The 19,589-nt window shown below is 47.9% G+C and carries 18 protein-coding genes; 8 read left to right on the forward strand and 10 right to left on the reverse strand.

Going from position 1 to position 19,589, the window contains the following annotated elements; all coding sequences use genetic code 11:
* Nucleotides 1-468: 468 nt before the first annotated feature.
* Nucleotides 469-1,215: a DUF3047 domain-containing protein gene (locus B9A32_RS14940; RefSeq protein ID WP_084070253.1), complete on the forward strand. Its 747-nt coding sequence runs from the start codon at nucleotides 469-471 to the stop codon at nucleotides 1,213-1,215.
* On the opposite strand, the gene B9A32_RS14945 is transcribed toward B9A32_RS14940, so the two are convergent.
* From B9A32_RS14945 to B9A32_RS14970, 6 genes are all read right to left on the reverse strand, one after another.
* Complete coding sequence (locus B9A32_RS14945) at nucleotides 1,216-2,160, reverse strand: phosphotransferase enzyme family protein (RefSeq protein WP_170923854.1); 945 nt, start codon at nucleotides 2,158-2,160, stop codon at nucleotides 1,216-1,218.
* Nucleotides 2,161-2,162: 2 nt separating this feature from the next.
* The gene (locus tag B9A32_RS14950) at nucleotides 2,163-2,597 is read right to left on the reverse strand and encodes an NADPH-dependent FMN reductase family protein (RefSeq protein ID WP_084070256.1); all 435 of its coding nucleotides are present in this window, start codon (nucleotides 2,595-2,597) and stop codon (nucleotides 2,163-2,165) included.
* A gap of 34 nt (nucleotides 2,598-2,631) precedes the next feature.
* The gene (locus tag B9A32_RS14955) at nucleotides 2,632-3,426 is read right to left on the reverse strand and encodes a sulfite exporter TauE/SafE family protein (RefSeq protein ID WP_084070259.1); all 795 of its coding nucleotides are present in this window, start codon (nucleotides 3,424-3,426) and stop codon (nucleotides 2,632-2,634) included.
* Between the two features lie 169 nt (nucleotides 3,427-3,595).
* The gene (locus B9A32_RS14960; protein ID WP_084070262.1) at nucleotides 3,596-4,750 is read right to left on the reverse strand and encodes an alpha-hydroxy-acid oxidizing protein; all 1,155 of its coding nucleotides are present in this window, start codon (nucleotides 4,748-4,750) and stop codon (nucleotides 3,596-3,598) included.
* 99 nt (nucleotides 4,751-4,849) lie between these two features.
* Complete coding sequence (locus tag B9A32_RS14965; protein ID WP_084070265.1) at nucleotides 4,850-5,698, reverse strand: thiamine pyrophosphate-dependent enzyme; 849 nt, start codon at nucleotides 5,696-5,698, stop codon at nucleotides 4,850-4,852.
* 3 nt (nucleotides 5,699-5,701) lie between these two features.
* On the reverse strand, nucleotides 5,702-7,402 hold the full coding sequence (locus B9A32_RS14970) for a 2-oxoacid:acceptor oxidoreductase subunit alpha (RefSeq protein ID WP_084070268.1): 1,701 nt from the start codon (nucleotides 7,400-7,402) through the stop codon (nucleotides 5,702-5,704).
* Between the two features lie 608 nt (nucleotides 7,403-8,010).
* Here B9A32_RS14970 and B9A32_RS14980 point away from each other — a divergent pair.
* The 4 genes from B9A32_RS14980 to B9A32_RS14995 are packed head-to-tail and all read left to right on the forward strand — an operon-like array spanning nucleotide 8,011 to nucleotide 10,510.
* Nucleotides 8,011-8,283: a glutaredoxin family protein gene (locus tag B9A32_RS14980; RefSeq protein ID WP_084070274.1), complete on the forward strand. Its 273-nt coding sequence runs from the start codon at nucleotides 8,011-8,013 to the stop codon at nucleotides 8,281-8,283.
* 2 nt (nucleotides 8,284-8,285) lie between these two features.
* Nucleotides 8,286-8,615, forward strand: coding sequence for a ferredoxin-thioredoxin reductase catalytic domain-containing protein (locus tag B9A32_RS14985; RefSeq protein ID WP_084070277.1), 330 nt, complete (start codon nucleotides 8,286-8,288; stop codon nucleotides 8,613-8,615).
* Nucleotides 8,616-8,630: 15 nt separating this feature from the next.
* Nucleotides 8,631-9,818: a citrate/2-methylcitrate synthase gene (locus B9A32_RS14990; protein WP_212637959.1), complete on the forward strand. Its 1,188-nt coding sequence runs from the start codon at nucleotides 8,631-8,633 to the stop codon at nucleotides 9,816-9,818.
* A gap of 5 nt (nucleotides 9,819-9,823) precedes the next feature.
* On the forward strand, nucleotides 9,824-10,510 hold the full coding sequence (locus B9A32_RS14995) for a rubredoxin-like domain-containing protein (protein WP_084070280.1): 687 nt from the start codon (nucleotides 9,824-9,826) through the stop codon (nucleotides 10,508-10,510).
* Here B9A32_RS14995 and B9A32_RS15000 read toward each other — a convergent pair.
* Both B9A32_RS15000 and B9A32_RS15005 read right to left on the reverse strand, forming a co-directional pair.
* Nucleotides 10,500-11,324: a potassium channel family protein gene (locus B9A32_RS15000; RefSeq protein ID WP_084070282.1), complete on the reverse strand. Its 825-nt coding sequence runs from the start codon at nucleotides 11,322-11,324 to the stop codon at nucleotides 10,500-10,502. The two genes, B9A32_RS14995 and B9A32_RS15000, sit on opposite strands and share 11 nt — an antisense overlap.
* Nucleotides 11,325-11,597: 273 nt before the next feature.
* Nucleotides 11,598-12,059 (reverse strand): ferritin family protein, encoded by a 462-nt coding sequence (locus B9A32_RS15005; RefSeq protein WP_084070285.1) that lies wholly within the window; start codon nucleotides 12,057-12,059, stop codon nucleotides 11,598-11,600.
* 945 nt (nucleotides 12,060-13,004) lie between these two features.
* Between B9A32_RS15005 and cooS the strand changes: the two genes are divergently transcribed.
* A complete protein-coding gene (gene cooS / locus B9A32_RS15015) occupies nucleotides 13,005-14,969 on the forward strand; it encodes an anaerobic carbon-monoxide dehydrogenase catalytic subunit (RefSeq protein WP_084070291.1) in 1,965 nt (654 codons plus the stop codon).
* A gap of 262 nt (nucleotides 14,970-15,231) precedes the next feature.
* On the opposite strand, the gene B9A32_RS15020 is transcribed toward cooS, so the two are convergent.
* Nucleotides 15,232-16,686: a cytochrome c family protein gene (locus tag B9A32_RS15020; protein ID WP_084070294.1), complete on the reverse strand. Its 1,455-nt coding sequence runs from the start codon at nucleotides 16,684-16,686 to the stop codon at nucleotides 15,232-15,234.
* 95 nt (nucleotides 16,687-16,781) lie between these two features.
* Complete coding sequence (locus B9A32_RS15025; RefSeq protein WP_084070375.1) at nucleotides 16,782-17,570, reverse strand: exodeoxyribonuclease III; 789 nt, start codon at nucleotides 17,568-17,570, stop codon at nucleotides 16,782-16,784.
* A 311-nt stretch (nucleotides 17,571-17,881) separates the two neighbouring features.
* Between B9A32_RS15025 and trxC the strand changes: the two genes are divergently transcribed.
* Together trxC and B9A32_RS15035 are read left to right on the forward strand one after the other, a co-directional pair.
* Nucleotides 17,882-18,328, forward strand: a complete 447-nt coding sequence (trxC, locus tag B9A32_RS15030; RefSeq protein WP_084070297.1) for a thioredoxin TrxC — start codon at nucleotides 17,882-17,884, stop codon at nucleotides 18,326-18,328.
* Between the two features lie 222 nt (nucleotides 18,329-18,550).
* Nucleotides 18,551-19,381, forward strand: coding sequence for a rhodanese-like domain-containing protein (locus tag B9A32_RS15035; protein WP_084070300.1), 831 nt, complete (start codon nucleotides 18,551-18,553; stop codon nucleotides 19,379-19,381).
* Nucleotides 19,382-19,589: the final 208 nt, after the last annotated feature.

Here is a 19,589-nt window from a genome sequence, read left to right on the forward strand (position 1 = left end):
AAGGGGGGGTCTTTTCTTCAATGTTGATAAAAATCACAACAAGATGAATTTATAATTCAAAAAAACTAAAATAGAATATTATACTTGTTTTTTCTCCTTGTAAACCACGAGGTAAAGTTTTAAGTTTTATCCTGTGCCGAATATTTACCAATGGGAACGGCTCCTATACCTATAACCGCCAGGGCAGACCTTATTCTGATCTCGTCCTGCCCAGACAAAGCATGAAAGCGTGTTAAATTTATCCACTCTTTCTTACAAAAAAGATTCTATCAAGTTCCATGCCGGAGTCTATTATTTTTTTATGAACAAACCTCCTGTCTCCCTGGGCAGCCCATGGCACAGAAGAAAATCAAACAATTGCGTTGTAGCTTGGCAGGGGAGTTGCGCAACAATGATGCATCACATCAAAAGAGACATTTGTGTTTCAGAAACTGAGACAGAAAAACAATACAAAAGGGAGGATAGCCCATGTATGTAAAAAAAATAATAGGATGGCTGTTTTTATCCGGATTGATGGCATGGACAGGAGCACCAGGGGCCAACAGTACCGAATCAATGATAATGGTGGGCCATTTTTCTGCTGCGTCCCCGGAAGAGATCCTGCCCCGGGGCTGGGAACCCATGGAGTTCAAAAAAATAACAAATCACACCAGCTATGTTTTAATCAGGGATGACGGTACCATGGTCATAAAAGCCCACAGCAACAGTTCATCCTCGGGGCTCATGCGTCGCATCTCCATTGACCCCATGCAGTACCCTGTTGTTTCCTGGCGATGGAAGACCCGTAACATGCTGAAAAAAGGAGATGTCACCCTTAAATCAGGGGATGATTATCCCGCACGGATTTATATTACCTTTGCCTATGACGGTGCCAGGCTGGGATTTTTTGAAAAGGCCAAATACAATGCGGCAAAACTAATTTATGGAGAATATCCCCCCATGGGCGCCATCAATTACATCTGGGATGGAAAGGCCCCCCAGGGGACAACCCTTCCCAATGCCTACACCGCCAGGGTGATGATGGTGGTGGTGGAAAGCGGCAGTAACAATTTAAATACCTGGGTTAAAGAGCGACGGAATATCCGGGAGGATTATCGAAAACTGTTTGGCCAGGAACCTCCCATGATTTCCGGGGTGGCCATCATGACCGACACTGACAATACCGGCGAAGAAGCCACCACATTTTACGGGGATATTACATTCTCAAAAGAGTGATTAACGCATTGCATTCCAGCTGGCGGTGATATCATCATGATTTTCCACAAGTAAGGCGAGATACACAAGCTCCATCTCAATCATTTCATGGTCTTTTTTCCTCAGCCATTCAGAAAGCCAGGCAAATCTCAGGGCAATGACAAAATCCAGCAAAGCTTGCCATCCCAGGGGACAAAAGAACTTCCCAGCCGCCAAACCATGGAAAAGGGAGCGCACCAGCTCCCCCACCAACGCCGGGGGGTCCTCCATGCCAAGGCACCCCAGCAGGTTGGCAAGGTCATAAATTTCCGGCTTCCAGCCCATGAATTCCCAGTCAATAACCCCATTAATGTCATCTCCGGCCCAGATGACATTGAGGGGGTGAAAATCACCATGGCTGAACCCCGAAGGGATCTTGTCATGCACTGGGAAAAAATTTTGTTCAAGATGGGCGATAATGGGGCCCAGACGTTTTAATATTTCCGGTTCACGCTCCTTCAGGGTCCGGCAAAGCATCATCATATAATCTGTGATGGAAAACACCTTCTCCGGTTCCCCACCGGGGGGGGTGCCCGCCTTTTGTTTGAATTCAAGCAGCACCCGGGCCATCACCCTTCCCCGCCATGCCTCAAAGGCATATTCCGGTCGATGCAGGGGCACTCCCTCGATAAAAGGCGTCAGCTGCCATCCCGCCCCCTGAAAAGAGGTTACAAAGGTGTTTTCAATATTTTTTAAAGGGGGATGCACCCACAAAAGCCCCCGGGCTTTAAGATGATGACATACAAAGGCTATTTTACGCTTTCGGGGAAGCTGATCCAGGGTGAATTTTTCCAGCACAAACAGTTGTTGTCGCTGATCTTCCAGCACAGTTCTTTCTTCACACCGTTCCGGGCTGCCGGGAATATCAATGTCCCGGCGAAACCTGGAAAAAGCAAAATTCCATTTTTTTAAAAGTTGAAAATCCACTTTTATCCCAGCAACTTGGCAAGATCTTTTCCGTAATCCTGGGCCATGACCACACCACCGTCAAGCCAGCTGGCCTTGAGTGTCAAGGGGGAACCCACCATGTTCATGCCGTAAATGTTCACCATGGTATCAAATATTCGCTGGGGGGCTTCCCCACTCCATCCAAAGGCCCCAAAGGAACCGCCGGGAAGGCCTTTTAATTCTGCCCGTTCGGCAAGGAACAGCACCTGTTTCATGGAAGAGATCATCTCTCCATGGTAGGTGGCAGAACCAAAGAGATATCCGTCAAAACCTTTCAAGGCCTCTTCTGATTTGACTTCATTGGCATTTTTCAAGGTGGCGCCATGCCCGGAAATACGAATGCCTTCGGCAATGAGCTCAGCAATTTTAAGGGTCTCTCTGGAACGGGTTGCGTAAACAATTAAAACTTCAGCCATGTTACTCTCCTTTTTCTGGTAAATATTAAAATTTTTAAAAAGCAGACCAGATCATGCGAACTGCCACTACATATAGCAGCAATGCAAAAATTCTTTTAAGCTTATCCACGGGAAGGGTGTGGGCAAGCTTTGCCCCCAACGGGGCAGTGCAAACACTGGCTGACACAATCCCTGCAAGAGCCGTGCCTTGAATGTATCCCAAACTGTAAGGGGGCAAATCCGACATTCCCCATCCATTGAGCAGGTATCCCATGGTGCCTGCCACGGCAATGGGAAATCCAATGGCGGCAGAGGTGCCAATGGCGTTACGCATGGCTGTATTATGCCACACCAGAAAAGGAACGGACAAGGTTCCACCGCCAATACCCACCAGACTGGAAAAAATGCCAATAACCCCACCGGCACCAAACATACCCGGGGCACCGGGAATTTCCCGGTTGGGCTTGGGCTTGATGCCAAGAAGCATCTGGGTGCCCACATAAAAAAGGAAAACCGCAAAAAATCCCTTTAAAAAATTGGTACTGAGCTGGGAAGCGACCCATGCCCCCACAAAGGTACCCACCAGAATGCCCGGGGTTATTTTAAGGACCACCGGCCAGGCAACCCCTCCCCTTTGATGGTGGGAACGCACACTTGACAGGGAGGTAAACAAAATACTGGCCAGGGATGTACCCAAGGCCAGGTGAAGAATATGGTCATGGGCAAAGCCCTGGCCTGTGAACGCAAAGGTGAGCATGGGAACAATGACAAGTCCGCCCCCAATACCCAGAAGACCGGCCAGAACTCCGGCAAGGGCCCCCAGGGCAAGATAAAGAAAAATCAGTGACATCAAACCGTCTCCAGAGCAGTATTACTGCCGTATCATTATAATGGCCCATGATGCCTGTTCCCACACATATATAAAGCTCAGAAGCTGTTTAAGATTAAACATTCCAATCCATTGCATGTATTGAGACAGATAACATGGACCCAATTAGAAACTAAAACAATTTAAGTTTTTAACAAAGAATATTTCGATCAATATCGGCCACACGGTTCTGGCCGGTCATGAACATGGCTTTTTTAAATATTTTTTTAACATGCTCCATGTGCAGTCGTACCCCCAGGGTTCCTCCTCCCACAGCGGCCCGGATGATGTCCCGGCCCAACAGCACGGCATCGGCACCAAGTGCAATCATTTTAAGAACATCATATCCGGTCCTTATCCCACCGTCCACCGTGATAAACACCTTGCCCTTAAGGCGATGGGCAATTTCCGGTAACACCTCGGCGGTGCCGGGGGTTGCATCCAGTACCCTTCCCCCATGGTTGGACACTCCCACCACCTTTGCCCCTGCTTCGGCACAGGCTTCGGCATCTTCCAAAGCCATGATGCCCTTGGTGATAAAAGGTAAAGAGGTGAATTCCACCAGCTCCTTGATATCTTTTACGCTTTTTCTGAACACCGGCTGATTATTCCGGGCCATGATGGTGGAACCACAGCCGTCCAGATCGAGACCCACAGCAGGGCATCCGGCATCTTCGGCCATGTGAATCAGTTTCTTTAACACATCCTGTGCCCTGGGCTTAAAAATGGGAATGCCCTGGCCTTTTTCCTCTTTAAGCACCTGCAGGGCAGGATTGTTTTCCGGCGTATAAAACCAGGTATCTCCCCGCCAGCCGATGGTACCTGCTTCCCGACATCCATTGACAATGGCCCGGCAAAAATCCTTTTCCGGCATGGCATCATTGTATTTTTCTATGCCTGCGGTGGAAGCACCCATCACAGGAAACTCCAGATTCATACCCAAAAAATCAATGGATGCGTCGGGTTCCGCATGCTCCCCCACCACCCTCATTTTAAGACGCAGATTCATAAGGGCCTGGGCATTATTCCGAAAGGAAGAGCCCTGGCCTGCCCCACCAAATCCAATGGGTTTGCCATAGGCTTCTTTCTGGCAAACCTTGTCAAAATTACCGTCACAGGCAGGATAGGCCGCACACAATCCTTTAAGACGCTTTCTGGCTTGATCTCTTACATCTTCAGGGGTGGCAGGAATTCCCGCCTCAAGATCCAGGATCAACTTTCCCGCTGCCATGCAGGTGGTACAGTGATCCGGTGCAGTGTCCTGCTCAACTTCCGTGTGACACATCGTACAATACCATTTTGCCATATTTGAACTCCTTTTTTTATATGATACAGTTCCGGCCGGGCCCATTGCCCCTCGGGGGGGCGGCATAGTACCCTTTTCAATATTTTTTGTGTTCACCGGTTATAAAATGGCCCGGGAAACCTTCCGGGCATCAAATGCGTGGGAAATCAAAGTCTTTTTCCCAAGGGCCTTGATCCTTTGATGAAAAGGCACGGTTTCCTGCTCATACAACACCCCAGTGGGAATTTTATCCCCCCATTTCATGGCAAGGGCCATGGCCTTGGCAAAGTCTGCACTGTCATGGCCGGTCTCTTCAATGTCATACACCCGATCCATGTACCATTTCTGGGTATTTATTTTATTAAAAGAGACACAGGGCTGCAAAATATCAATAAGGGCAAAACCGGGATATGCCATGGCCCGCCGGATCAAGTCGGTGAGCTGCTCAGTCTTTCCGGAAAATCCCCGGGCCAAAAAACCGATGCCGGCTGCAAGGGCCACAGACATGGGGTTAAAGGACTGGGAGGTGGTGCCCTGGTTCTGAAGCCGGGTCACCGTTCCAAGGGCAGTGGTGGGAGATGCCTGACCTTTGGTTAACCCATACACCTGATTATTATGAACCAGCAGAGTGATATCCACATTTCGTCGAATGGCCGCCAAAAAATGGTTTCCCCCTTCACCATAACAGTCTCCGTCCCCGGAATTCACCACAATATTCAAATCATGATTGGCCGTCTTTGCGCCGGTGGCCACAGGAAGAGCTCGGCCATGGAGGGTATGGAAAATATTGCCCTGGATGAAATGGGGGGTCTTGCCTGCCTGCCCGATGCCGGAAATAAACATCATTTTTTCCGGGGGAATATTCTGGGCAGCAAAGGCCTGTTTCATGGCATTCAAAATTAAAAAATTGCCACACCCCGGACACCACTTGTTTTCGAAATCATTATTGTAATCGTTGGGTTGGACCATATTTTACTCCATTATCTGTGTGGTTTTTTCAATGATATATTCCGGATAAAGGGGCCGTCCGTCGTCTTTTAAAACAGCACCATGATAAAAAAGACCCGTTTCCCGGGAAATAATCTGCCCCATCTGGCAATTTGAATTCTGTTCCACCATGATAAATGTCCTGTCTTTCAATATATCCCGCCACCGGTCACGGTCCAGGGGCCAGATCTCTTTTATTAACACCGCACCCACGTCTTTTCCCTTTTGTCTTAGTGCCGTGCACGCTTCAATGATGATCTCCCGGGAAGAGCCCCAGCCCACCAAAAGGGTATTGCTGTCTCCATGGAGGACCCGGGGCAGGTCCATCTCCTGGATCATGGCCTTGCATTTTCCATTCCTTTTTTTACTCATTGCTATTTTGTTTTCAGCATCTTCACTGATCTGACCGGCTTCGTTGTGCTCATTGCCCGTGGCCCGGACAATGGCTTTCCCCCTGCCGGGAATTGCCCTGGGGGAGATGCCGTCCTGTGTGAAGCAATACCGCATGTATTGCCCGGGATCTGTCATATCATCGTCATGGCAGATAAAGGTGGGAAGATTTTCATCAACAACAAAAGTATTCTCCTGGGTCACCTGGGAATTATTCAAAAACTGGTCCGTTAAAACAATGGCAGGCACCTGGTATTTTTCTGACAGGGCAAAGGCTTTCTTTGTTAATTCAAAGGCTTCCATGGGACTTCCCGGAGCAAACACAAACCGGGGAAAACTGTCCTGGGATGCGTTGAGAACAAATAACAAATCTGCCTGGGCCGTGCGGGTGGGAAGTCCTGTGGCCGGCCCGGGGCGCTGGGCATTGACAATGACCAGGGGCGTTTCCGATATGGCAGCCAGCCCCAATCCTTCGGTCATGAGACAAAAGCCCCCTCCGGAAGTGGCGGTCAGGGAACGAACACCGGCAAAGGAAGCGCCTATGGCCATATTAACAGCGGCAATCTCATCCTCTGCCTGCTCCATCACTATGGGTAATTTGTCCATAAACGGTACCACGCTTGTCATGATTCCCGTGGCAGGACTCATGGGATAAAAGGAGAAAAAGCGGCAATCAGATGCCAGGGCACCCATGGCAATGGCCCGGGACCCGTTAATAATAACGGCACCGGTATCCTGGGGCGTCCAGGAAAACTTTTTTGAAAATCGAATCTCACCGGCAGCCCCATACCCCTTTTTTGCTGCAGTGGTATTTAAATTAATGATTTTTTCTCCCTTGGCGGCAAAGCGATTTTTCAGGAGATTTTCAAGTATTTTATATGGGGCACCCAGTATGGATAAAATAGCACCGGCGGCAACGGTGTTGGCTGTAATGGCTCCACCGGCTTCTTTGGCCAATCCTTTCAGGGGAATGGACAAAATATTTTCTTTAAAACCCACATCTGTGTCAGAATTAAGAATCACCATGGCATCTTGTGCAAGGTTATCACGGTTCAAAGAAAGCGTACGCTGATCCAGGGCCACCAGAATATCCAGTCCGTTACCCGGGGCTTTCACCGGTTCATCGCTGATTCTAAGCAGATTAAAACTGTGGCCCCCCCTGATTCTGGATTCAAAATCATCCACGGAGAATATGAAAAGACCGGCACCATGGCACACTTGGGACAAAAGTGTCCCGATTGTTTGAATGCCCTGCCCCGCTTCTCCGCCAATCTTCACTGTAATATCTATTGTCATTGTTTCCCCTTGCGAAATTATCGGTTAAGGTGAGAATAATCAATGTATGTCAATTCTGATCTGAAGCCTTCCCTGCCCGAATTGATACAGTTTATAATGCCTTGGATCGGGTTTGAGATGGAATGAAACCCTGAGTGCCCTTGATAATATTCTGGTTGCAAATGGTGTCATAAATATATATTTTTTTCAAGACTCATATTCAATTCCAAGTGACTTCCCCGGGGGTAAAATGGAACATATTACCCTGCGGCCCCATACAATTTATGGGAACGTTCCAGCAAAAAGTGGGCCATAAAAACTACGTTGAAATGATTTTGACATCTTGACCCGTCTAATGGTATGAAACTTGTATTGTCATATTTAGATTCCCATGGGTCCGAAGATCTCATTTCTCATACCACATGGGATATGTTCAATTTCAAAGAAACACATTAGGGACTCAGACCTTATTGATCTATCATTTACTACTCAATGGTTGTTATTTTCTATGAATGAGACCCCGAATAAATGGTAGATTAAAAATTGCCGACTCCCTTATGTGACGTCAAACTGGAGAACTTATGGCTGACGAGTTAGATTAAAGAATATCAAATTAAGGATGAGGAACAATGACTGAAGTTGAAAATGATCGAGAAAACTGCGCAAAGGTCTACTCACTGAGCACATGCAGCCACTGCAAAGCTGCCAAGCGCTTTCTCAGTGACTGTAGTGTGGAATACACGTTTATTGATGTGGACTGCTTAAAAGGAAATGAACGCAAGGCCATTGTGGCAGATATCAAAGAACTGAATCCAAGATGCTCTTTTCCCACCATTGTCATCAATGAAAAGGTGATTGTGGGATTCCAGGAAGATGAAATCAAGGAGGCGCTGGGACTCTGAAAATGGACATTAAAGACCTGTATGAAAAACTGAAAAAAATTCATGAACCCAAGGGGTACTACTTTAATAAAGACCGTGAGCTTGTATATGAACTCCTTGATTCTCTTATAAACAACAAGGGAATTTACGGCTACATGGCATGCCCCTGCCGCTTGGCATGCGGAGACAAAGAGGCAGACAAAGACATTATCTGCCCCTGTGCTTATCGGGAAGCCGATGTCAAAGAGTACGGAGCCTGTTATTGCGGGCTTTATGTTTCAGAATCCCTTCACCAGGGAAAAAGGGCGGCGGAATATGTTCCGGAAAGAAGACCCCCGGAAAAAATATTTTAGACCAGGAGGATAACTATGAATGAATGCATGCCGGTAATGAACACAGGCCTTCGGGGTGCCAGTGTGGCCAGTACAAAAATCAGCAATGTGGACGGGGCAAAAGGAAAATTGATCTATCGCGGATACCTTGTGGCAGACCTTGCCGAAAAGGCATCCTTTGAGGAGATCATATATCTGCTGCTTTATGAAGACCTTCCCACCCGGGATGCGCTGGCTCAATTCAAGCAGCATCTTCTGGGCAAAAGACCAATTGATAAATCTGTCTTTGAATTCATGAAAGCACTGCCCCCCTCCTCCAGCCCCATGGATGTTTTCCAGGCAGCCATCCCCCTTCTTGCCCGGGCCGATGCCCGTGCAGAAGAAAAAACCATTGACGCGGCCCTGGAAAGTGCACTTAATATCATTGCCGGTTTTCCCACCCTTGTTGCGGCATGGGAGCGCATCCGCAATAAAAAAGCTGTGGTGTCTCCCCGGGATGATTTGGACCACGGTGCCAATTTTCTATACATGCTTAAAGGCGAAATGCCCCATCCTGAAATCATGCATTTCTTTGACACCGCTCTTGTGCTCCACGCAGAACACTCCTTTAATGCCTCCACCTTCACGGCCCGCCAGGTGGCCTCCACAAGGGCGCACATGTATGCTTCCCTGTCTGCTGCCATGGGGTCCCTTTCCGGAGAACTCCATGGCGGGGCCAATGTGAGGGTGATGGAGATGCTCAAAGCCATTGGCACCTCTGATGCCATTGATCCTTATATTGAAAATACCCTTGCCTCAGGGGGTAAAATCATGGGACTTGGCCACGCCGTTTACCAGGTGGACGATCCCCGGGCCGATATCCTGGCCCCCATGTCCCGGCGACTGGGGGAAATCATCGGAGACACCCGATGGTACGAACTGTCCAAAGAACTTGAAATAAAAGCAAAAAAAGCGTTTAAAACCCACAAGAACATGGATATTTTTGTGAACGTTGATTTTTACAGTGCCTCACTTTTTTACACCATGGGGATTCCCACGGATTTTTTTACCCCCATCTTTGCCCTGTCCCGGGTGAGTGGCTGGGCAGCCCACGTCATTGAAGAGCAATTTGCAACAGCCGCTCCCAAACCGGCCCTGTACAGACCCGGAGCCACCTATGTGGGCGATTATTGCGGACCCAATGAATGCAGTTTTGTTGACATTGATAACAGAAAAGGAGACTAAGCGGCATGAAAAAATGGAAATGTATTATTTGTGGTTACATTCACGAAGGAGAAGAACCACCGGAGATGTGCCCCATCTGCAAGGCACCTGCTTCAAAATTTATTCTTTTGAAAGAAGAAGAAGCAGAAAATTCTCCGGGCAAGGTGAATAAAACGTCCGGGAAACCCAAGGCATCCACCGACCCATCTGACAAGGAAAAAATAAAAGCCCTGGAAATGGAAATTAAAGAGGTCCGACGCAAAAAAATTCGTTTGTTTCGCATGGTGGATTTCATGCTGGACCAGATGCTGAAACACCACCTCCACCCCGTGTCTGTTCATTTCCCCAATGGGGTTCTGCCCGTTGCAGTGCTCTTTTTTGTGGCAGCACTGATATTTAATATGGATTCCCTGGCAACGGCAGGCTTTTACAACATCGTGGTGGTGCTTGTGGCGCTTCCCCTGGTTATTTTCGCAGGATTTGTGGAATGGACAAAAAAATACAATTCAGCCATGACCATGTTCTTTAAAATTAAAATCATCGCCGCATTTGTCACCTTTCTGGCATGCCTGGTGAGCCTGGTGTGGTTTATGAAAGATCCTGGGGTGCTTCACTCCTGTTATGCATGGCTCTTTATTCTCATCAACGCCGGAATGCTGGGTGCCGCCGGTGTGGCAGGTTTTCTGGGGGGAAAACTGGTTTTCAAAGATTAATCACCGCCTTTGCATGGGGATCAAAGGGATTTTTACGGATGGCCAGGGAAAAGATATAGGGATAATGCACCTTGAGGTGCTGGAGATAATAAAGCCACTGTTCCAGCATAAGACGATAGGCCCGGCTCATATCCATGGCAAGATGCCGGACATCCGAAGGGGGCAGCTCCCTAAAATTTTCCCGACACTCCAATTCATCTGTGAGGTGAAACACGGCCAGAAGAACCTCGCTGAATCCCTCATCTTCAATAATGGCAGGATTTTCAAGCAGACTGATCAAAGCTCTGCGTCGGCTGGTTAAAAAGTCACGCAGGTCTTTGAATTCAACAAGATCACTGATATCAAGATTAAATTTATGTCTTTTTAATTGCCTCTGTGCAGCAATGAAGTGTTCCCCGGTCCATTTGGTGCTCACCATGAGATGCTGCCGGATGGTTTTCATCTCGGTGTCACATCGGGAAAAAATGGTCAAAAGCCGGTATCCGGTTTCGCTGAAAAAAATTCCCAAAACCATGTTAATTTTTCGCATGCGATTCCGGGCCTCCCGCCGGAGCAGGATCAACTCCGTTCCATTGGCAATAACCCCCAGAAAACTGCCGCCCCCCAACACAATCAAAAAAATGGACAACAACCGGGAAGCTGTAACTGTGGGATGGATATCTCCATACCCCACCGTGGACATGGTTACAATGTTAAAATAAAAGGCATCGGTGAAGCTAAGGGACTCAAAATGCATGAATCCAAGGGTACCCAGCACGGTGATGCCAATGAAAATAAGAAAAAATATCTGTAGTCGTCGTTTGACTTCGCTCATGGCACCTCTGGGAATTTTTTTTACACGAAATACTCCGCAGATCAAAAGCGTATTTCACACTTGATTTTGGGCACAACCGGATCAGAATAAGGTCTGCCCGTGGCAGTTATTTCAGGGGTTTATTTGGGCTTTCAGTGTTTTAAACATCTTTTATGTCCACACAGAAAACAAACCGAGTGCAGACACAGCAGTCTAAATCCCAACGAGGAAACGCCGGAGGACATAGATGAATAATAACATCATCTCCGGCGCTTTGTTTTTTTCTGAGACAAATCAGTTTTCGTTGTCTGCAAGAAAATCGTCGTACATGGTCTCCAGGGCAAGCTTGTGCTTTGATTCTTCCTGGGCCAGCAGGGCAAACAGTTTGCAGAACTCGGCATTGTCTGCTTTTTCAGAAAGATCCTGGTAAAGTTTTACTGCCATTTCTTCTCTTTTCATGGCAATTCTCAGGATGTCCTGCATGAACATCCCTTCTTTGTATTCTGTCTCCACCAGGTAGTCGCTGATTTTCAGGTCAGGGACTTTTTTCAGCTCATAGGTCTCCACCTTGGCCGTGTCTGCGCTGATCCCCTGGAGCATTTCAACATGTTTTTGTTCTTCTTTGGCAAAACTGACAAAAGTATCTTTCACCGATGCAAAGGTGTCTTTTTTGCTGAGGTCCGTGTAAAATGCCACGGCCTCTTCTTCCTTTCCAATGGCATACTCCAGGATCTCATCTACAGATTTAAATGTCATGATTTCTCCTTAATTTAACACTTGGCAGGTTTAATTTATTTCGCTCCAGTACACTTTGAAAATTCTATGGGTTTACCGCAGCTGGTGCATTTATGGGTTTTGTCAAACTCATCTGAAAATATTTCATTATCCTTACCGCATTCAGGACATTGACATGTGAATGATTTAAGGTCTTTAAACTGTTCAAACCCTGGACAATGCTGTGGTGTAGTCATAGCGCCTCCCTTTTATGAAACAGTGAAAAAATAACTTCAGTATACCTTTGACAATTTTAAAATACTATAATCTTAATTTAATACTCTTGCAAGCCCAAACCACGATTTTGTGGCCCTTCAAATGAACCATTGCAAATTACACACTCAACTTTCGGGCTTCATTTCAAAGCTGGCATTTTTAAATGTGCCGATGGGCTCAGTGTGCCGACGGGGTCAAGCTTTTGTTATTGATGTTATCGACCAAGGCCTTTGCTAACGAAAAAAGCCTCGATAATGTAATGACGAAAGCCTGAACCCACCACGAAATGCGAACACCGAAAGTTGAGTTACACACCATCCTCCTTCATAATTTTATTCACCTGGGACTTGTTTGGCAGGATTAATGCATTAACTTTAATATAATTGCCACATTGTGGCATTCAGAATATAATCCCGTGGAATCACCAGAACAGCAACACTTCCATTTACCCATGGGGGTCCCTCCTTGAAAGGATGGGGATCACTGTGAACACGACCGGAGCCTAATTATGAGTGGTAATAATTATATTCCACGACCAGAATCAAGAATCTGTTTCTTGTGATTCATGATTGTATCATCTCATTGAGACGATTGTGCTTCTGCTACTTACAAAACATTCACTTATCGTAACCCACTCCGCTCAAATGATTTGTGATTGTGAGTAAAACGCCAGAAAGCAAACAACAATCCGTAAAACAGCAGGAGGCCCAAATGGCAAAATCGAAAAAAGAGGTAAAAAACCAATTAGATCCCAAGGATTGCACGGCCTGTGATTCCACTTCACAGATGATCACCAAGGCCAGAAAAGACGGGGTAATTCTTCATTTTGACAGAGCGGCGGACATGAAGGCATGCCCCATTGGTGCAGATTCAGCGTGCTGCAAGAACTGTTTTATGGGACCCTGCAGGCTCAATCCCAGGGATCCCTATAAAAAAGCGGGGGTATGCGGTGCCACCATTGACACCATCATGGCCCGGAACTTTGCAAGGGCTGTTGCCGCCGGTGCCGCATCACACACAGACCACGGCATGGCCATGCTGGAGTTGTTCAGGGATGTGGTCAACGGCAAGGTCCTGGATTATGAAATCAAGGATGAATTCAAACTCGAGCGGGTGGCAAAATCCCTGGACATTGAAACAGAAGGCAGAACCCCAAAGGAGATCGCAACGGACCTATACAAACAACTGGAAAGCACTTATACCCAGGTGGATGGAGAGATCCCCTTTACCAAGCGGGTGCCCCAGGGAACCCTGGACACATGGCGAAAGCTGGGGATTGTCCCCAGGGGAGCCATGAGGGAAATCATGGAGATGATGCACCGCACCCACATGGGCGTGGATCAGCATTATAAAAACATCACCAAACAGGCCAGCCGAACGGCCCTGTCCGATGGATGGGGAGGTTCCATGGTGTCCACTGAGATTTCAGACATTCTTTTTGGCACACCGTCCCCCATCAACGTGGGTGTGAACATGGGCGTTTTAAAGGAGGATATGGTAAATATTATCATCCATGGCCATGAGCCCAACTTGTTTGAATCCATGCTGGTATCTGTGAATGAAAAAACCCTGGTGGAGTCGGCAGTGGCCGCAGGTGCCAAGGGAATCAACCTGGTGGGGATGTGCTGTTCCGGTGCAGAGATGATGTCCCGGCACGGAGTTCCCCATGCCGGTAATTTCTCCTCCACGGAAGCCATTATGGTCACCGGGGCCGTGGATGCAATGGCCGTGGATATTCAATGCATCAAACAGGGCCTGGCCGCCGTGGCCCAATGCTATGATACCCCATTGATTACCACCAACACCCGGGCCCACATTGAGGGGGCCACCCATGTGGAGTTTGAAGAGCACAACCCCAGTGCCTGCACCGATGAGATTGTTATAAAGGCCATCACACGGTTCAAGAACAGACGTCATGAAATTGAAATTCCCAAAGCAGTGAATGACGGAGTGCAGGGCTTTTCCCATGAATACATTGAGTACATGCTCGGCGGTGCCTTCCGCGGCGGATATGCGCCGTTGAACGAAAACATCATCAACGGAAGAATCCGTGGCGTGGCCGGTGTGGTGGGATGTACCAATCCCCGGGTAAAGCAGGATGATTCCCACGTAAAACTGGTAAAGGAACTCATTAAAAATGATGTGCTGGTGCTGCTCACCGGATGTGCCCAAATTGCCCTTGCCAAGGCAGGTTTTTCCGTACCGGAAGCGGCCCATTATGCCGGTCCCGGACTCCAGGAAGTGTGCGAAACCGTGGGCATGCCCCCGGTGCTGGGCTTAGGCTCCTGTGTGGACAACAGCCGCATACTCATCGCAGCCTCGGCCATGGTGGCCCAGGGAGGTCTGGGCAACAGCATTGCAGATCTGCCCGTGGCCGGTGCGGCCCCGGAGTATATGAGTGAAAAAGCCATTGCCATTGGCCAGTATTTTGTGGCATCGGGGGTTTACACCGTGTTTGGAGTGACTTTCCCCACCATTGAAGACACCAAATTTCACAATTATCTTTTTGACGGGCTGGAATCCGAAGGCATTGGAAAATGGGATCACGCCATAGATCCCATTGAAATGGCGCACAAGATGATTGCCCATATTGACAAAAAGAGAAAGGAACTTGGTATTGACAAGGGCCGGGAACGGGTGCTTGTGGACATGGCTGACCGCCGTGGGCTGGCATAAAAAAGCAACCCATGCAAAAAAACTGTTAACCCTGAGTTTGCCTGCCATGTGATTGGCCGTATAATAGATGGGGTTACCTCCTTTTCCGCATATATTATTTGGGCTCAGGGGAAAATTCACCGGGCAGGCAATCACCCATCCCCCGGATTTTGAAATCAAGATCCGGGGGATATTTTTTTATATGAAGCACTCCGCACATCAGGGGTGTATTTCAAGTTTTGTTGTGGCGAAGCGAGGGCAGCATACGGTCTGCCCGTGACGGTTATTTATGAATCACCACACGCGTTGACGCCATGTCAATGATGGGAAGGGCCGGAATCTCCTTGATTCCATACACCGCCTCCAGGTGAATATCTCCGGGCACCATTCCCAATAGCTTTTCCGCCACTTTCTGGTCTGCCTGTCGGTACCTCAATCTGGCCTCCACGGTCACCGATGTCCCCGGCTCCCGGGACAATCCATAATAGACATCTTTGTACCCCTTGGGGGGGATGGTATCGTTTTTGGAAAAACTTTCCGCTTCCCAGGGCTTAAGGGTAAATTTAAGATTTTTATCCTGGGTATGGGAATTAAACATGCGAATATCTTTGGGAAGTTTTCCATGGCTGTCCACACTGCCGGTGGTCATGATAATATTTCCCTTGTTATCCGTTGCCGTTACCTCCAGCCACATCTGACGAATATTGGTAAGAGAGGTGGTCAGATTATGCCCGGCCCGGATATTTTTCACCCTTACCTTTATTTCTGCCAGTTTCTTCTGCCGGAACACCGGGGTAATTTCCAGGGACGCTGCTGCCTGGAGGCGCTCCACGGCCATGGTGTATTTGCTGTGTACATTTTCAGCCAGCTCCTCATCCCCGGCCCTTTTGGCCGCAAGTTCCGTTAAATAATACAAAAGAAAATTGGCACCGTTAAAATAGTGATGATACTCACCCGGCTCAGGTTTTTTTAATTCATCGGCGGAACGTTTAAAAGTCTGGGTCTCCACCATATGACAATCTTGGCAATGGATATTGGCTGTGGCATAGGGGCCGTTTTTCCATTCCCGGTAGGTCTCTTCCAGGGGCGTATGGGTTTCATGGTGGGACACCTGATGGCAAGAGGCGCACAACTCGGAACTTTTATGCAAAGAAGATTCAACACACTGATGAAAATCATCGCCACAATATTCATCCGGTGCATTGGGGCCATATTTGGTTAATTGGGGCTCCTCTGGACCATCCGTTCCCGGGGAAAGAATCAAGGAACCGTTTTCCGGCTGGCGGTAGGGGGTCTGCCAATGGGTGTGTCCCTTGATCGAGTGACACACATCACATGAGACACCGGCCAGGGCCATATCACTCAAACCCTTAAGCCCGGCCCCTTTGATTTCACCTTTTACCACAGCCGCCGGTGTGTGACACCCCTCACACTGCCGGGCAATTGCATGCCCTGCCTCCTTTACGGCAAGATTGAGTTCCCCCTGGTACACCGGATCTTTGAATGCCAAGGCATGCATGGAGCCGGTCCACTCTTCAAATTTTCCGGGATGACAGTCTGCACAGGTTTCCGGGGGGGTAAAATCTGCACTGCTTTTTTCCCATTGAAGAAGAGATGGCGCATAGGGATAAAGGGAGGTATCGGTTTTCATGTAAGTATCCCGGCTTTGGGCCACTCCACCTGCAAACAAACCAATTAAAACCGCTAATAGACTGACCAGGAAACATTGCTGTCTCATAATAATTTTTCTCCTTAAAATATTGTCATCATTCTCCATTGAAGATTAGAGTTTCGCCACTGGTTTTAAAAAAACTTAAAACAGGTTAGATTTTTTCACATCTCCAGGGTGATGCCCACAGGACAATGATCAGATCCCAGGACATCCCCCCCAATGAATGCTGTTTTCAACCACCCCTTATCAATAATATCCTGGGTGACAAAAAAATAATCAATGCGCCACCCGGCATTATTTTTCCTGGCATTAAACCGATAGGACCACCAGGAATATTCAACGGCATCAGGATGCAGGAACCGAAAGGTATCCACATATCCATGGGCGATGATATCATCTATCAATTTCCGTTCACTGGGTAAAAAGCCCGATCGTTTACTGTTGGGACCAGGATTCTTCAAGTCTATTTCATTGTGGGCAATGTTAAAATCTCCTGTGATAATAAGGCTTTTTCCACTGTCCCGCAAGCTTTGGGCATGGGCAAAAAAATCAGCATAAAAATCCATTTTATACTGAAGGCGTTCGTCACTCATCTGGCCGTTGGGGAAATAAACATTGAATAAAATAAAATCTTCATAATCCAATTCCAGGATCCGTCCTTCTGTATCATACCGGGGAATTCCCATGCCGGTTTTAACGCTTTCAGGAAGCGGCCGGGTATATGCAGCCACCCCGCTGTAACCCTTTTTCACCGTGGAATATGCCCAGTAATCATGGTAATCCATAAACGGTTGCATCTCCTTTGTTCGCTGATGAGCCTGGAGTTTGGTCTCCTGCAAAAGTAAGATATCAGGGTCAAGGGTTTCAACTGTCCCATGAAATGCTTTTTTTAAAACGGCCCTTAATCCATTGACGTTCCATGAAATAATTTTAACATATTTCTTTCCCATGGAAAATTTCTCCATATAATTGTTGAAAATATTTAAAATTAGCCTTACCATCTATTTTAAGTTTAATTTGATCCTCTTTTCATACGTTGGATGGGGAATAAAGTCCAGTAAAAGACCACCTGTTCCGCCCAGAACAATTATCGGTCACCATGCCACCGTTGTCTTATTTGCTGTGCACAGCCAGGCCATAAATGAGGTCTGGCATAATAACAGTTATCATTTTTCCATATGCCCAGAATCCGGCATATTTCTTGTATTCATTATTATCCGTTAAGAAACGCTTTTTTCTTGCTGAAACGGAGGTACTTATCATGACGAACGATTCCATTATTATTGCATGTACAAGCTGCGGTACCCGGAACAGAATTCCCAAAAACAAAATCAAACAAAAACCGGTGTGTGCAAAATGCCGGGCATCCCTTGCCAATATTCCCTGGTTTCCAGTGAACATCACCGACGCCCAATTTGATACAGCGGTACTTGCACACAAAGGGATCGTGATGGTGGATTGCTGGGCACCCTGGTGTGGCCCCTGCAAATCCATGGGTCCCATTCTCGATGGTCTTGCCCGGGATTATGCCGGACGGGTAAAAATGATCAAAATAAACATGGATGAAAATCCGGCAACCGGCTCAAAATACAACATCAGAAGCATCCCCACCCTGCTTCTTTTCAAAGACGGCCAACTCAAAGACACCCTTGTGGGGGCGGTCCCGAGAACAGAAATGGAATCAAGATTGAAACCATTGATTGGATAAAATTCGACATACCACTTTCGTAAATAGTCGGTCAGCACCCCATCTTTACCTGTTTTAGCCTGCTCCCCCCCAGCAATAGTATGCTACGCAGTCCCAAACAGGCAAATATGGGGTACGGCCCCAACATTTACCTTAGTAAGCCGAATATTTACCCACTTTCCGGCAGTATGACCGCCACGGACGAACCTTTAAAAAAAATTGTATAAAAGGAGGAACGATTTCATGAAATGGAAACAATTCCTGACCCCGGCAAAATCCCTGGACACCAATGAAGCAAAAGCCTTTATGGACCAAAGAGATGTTGATGAATTCACCGTGCTGGATGTACGGCAACCATCAGAGTACGAACAGGGACACATCCCCGGTGCCACCCTGATTCCCCTGCCGGAACTGGGGGACCGTCTCCACGAACTGGACCCCCAAAAGACCCAGCTGGTGTACTGAGCTGTCGGAGGACGCAGCCGTGTTGCTGCGCAGATGATGGCCGGCAAGGGGTTTGAGAATGTCATCAATGTGGCCGGTGGATTCAAGGCCTGGAAAGGTCATGCCGCCGTGGGCAGCCAGGATCTGGGGGTGGAACTTTTTGACGGCAGTGAATCCCCGGAAGAGACCCTGGTGGTGGCCTACTCCCTGGAACAGGGCCTGCGGGAATATTATCTGTCCATGGTAAAAAAGGTCAAAAACACCCAGGTTCAAGAAATTTTCTCCCTCCTTGCTGAAATTGAGGTCAAACACCAGGAGCGTCTTTTCCAGCAATACCTTGAATTGTCTGACACCAATCCCACCCTGGAAGCCTTTGAAAATGAGATTGTGGTCAATGCCGTTGAAGGGGGAATGAGCACAGATGAATATGCAAAACTATACAACCCGGACTGGGAATCCCCCGTGGATGTCATTTCCATTGCCATGGCCATCGAGGCCCAGGCCCTGGACATGTACCAGCGCACAGCGGCAAAGGTCGGCAATGAAAAAAGCCGGGAAATCCTCACCCAGATTGCCCGGGAAGAGCGCAGCCACCTTGAGGAACTGGGTAAATTAATGGATCGCATATAACTGCCACAGGCGACCATTCTAACCTCGGTCTGCCCACAACAAAGCTTGAAATACCCTCCTGATTTGCAAAGTATTTCATATAAACGGGCATGTCCTGTCGGACACAACGAATATTGAAAATGGTGGCATGCCGCCCCCCGACGGGCAATGGGCCCGGCCCGGAACTGTAGACAGCTCGATTGGCCGGTTCCTATTACCCCTCGGGGGG

Source organism: Desulfocicer vacuolatum DSM 3385 (assembly GCF_900176365.1).
In the GTDB taxonomy this organism is placed as follows: domain Bacteria; phylum Desulfobacterota; class Desulfobacteria; order Desulfobacterales; family Desulfobacteraceae; genus Desulfocicer; species Desulfocicer vacuolatum.